The sequence below is a fragment of the Caballeronia terrestris genome, from assembly GCF_001544515.1.
Classification (GTDB): Bacteria; Pseudomonadota; Gammaproteobacteria; order Burkholderiales; family Burkholderiaceae; genus Caballeronia; species Caballeronia terrestris.
Map to the genome: position 1 here is coordinate 1 of NZ_FCOL02000490.1, position 989 is coordinate 989.

Consider the following 989-nt stretch of genomic DNA (forward strand, 5'->3'; position numbering starts at 1 on the left):
AAGCGAGACGGGCTTCATTCCCAAGGGATTGGTTGGGCTCGCCACGATACAGGCGTATTTGCACCCGGAGCAGATTGCCGCGCCCAGGACAGATGTCCAGTTGAGCGTGGAGTTGCCTGGCGGGCTTCTGCCGCTCATTGACGACCTGGAGAAGGCGGGTCACGGTCTTGTCATGACGATGGGCAAGGGCGGCGTCGGCAAGACGACAGTGGCTGCGGCGATAGCGCTGGAGCTGGCGCAGCGCGGCCATGCAGTCCTGCTTTCCACCACGGACCCGGCCGCGCACGTGGCGTGGACGCTCCAGGAATCCCTTCCAGGTCTGAGTGTCAGTCGAATCGACCCAGAACTGGAGGTCAATCGGTATCGCGATGAGGTTCTCGCCAAGGCCGGTGCTCATCTCGACGCCCAGGGGAGGGCGATGCTCGAGGAAGACCTGCGGTCGCCATGCACCGAGGAGATAGCGGTTTTCCGCGCATTCGCGCGAACGGTGGATGAAGCCCGGGACTCGTTCGTGATACTCGATACGGCCCCAACTGGGCACACCATCCTGCTGATGGACTCAGCAGAGGCCTATCATCGCGACGTCATGCGCACACAGGGTGATATGCCCGAAGCGGTTCGTCAGCTTTTGCCGCGTCTGAGGGACCCGCAGTTTACGCACGTGCTTATTGTGACGCTCGCAGAAGCGACCCCTGTTCATGAAGCGGAACGACTGCAAGCCGACCTGCGCCGGGCCCAGATTGAACCGTATGCCTGGGTCATTGACCAGAGTCTGCTCGCAAGCGGCACTCACGACCACGCACTCGCCGAACGAGGGCGCTACGAGGTGCCATTTATCGAACGCGTGATGAAGGAGGATACGAAGAGGGCTGTATTGTTACCGTGGCAGGCGCACCCGCCCGTTGGACTGCACGGGCTCGAAGAGCTGGCTCGTGGACATCGGCCGGTAGAGCAACGGAAAAGGTCGTAGCGGAAAGGTGTACTGGCGG

General features: G+C 62.0%; 1 protein-coding gene. It reads left to right on the forward strand.

Annotated elements, in window-relative coordinates; genetic code table 11:
* Positions 1-970 (forward strand): ArsA-related P-loop ATPase (locus AWB67_RS38485; protein WP_159965168.1); only part of this gene is annotated, 970 nt, incomplete at its 5' end.
* Positions 971-989 lie beyond the last annotated feature (19 nt).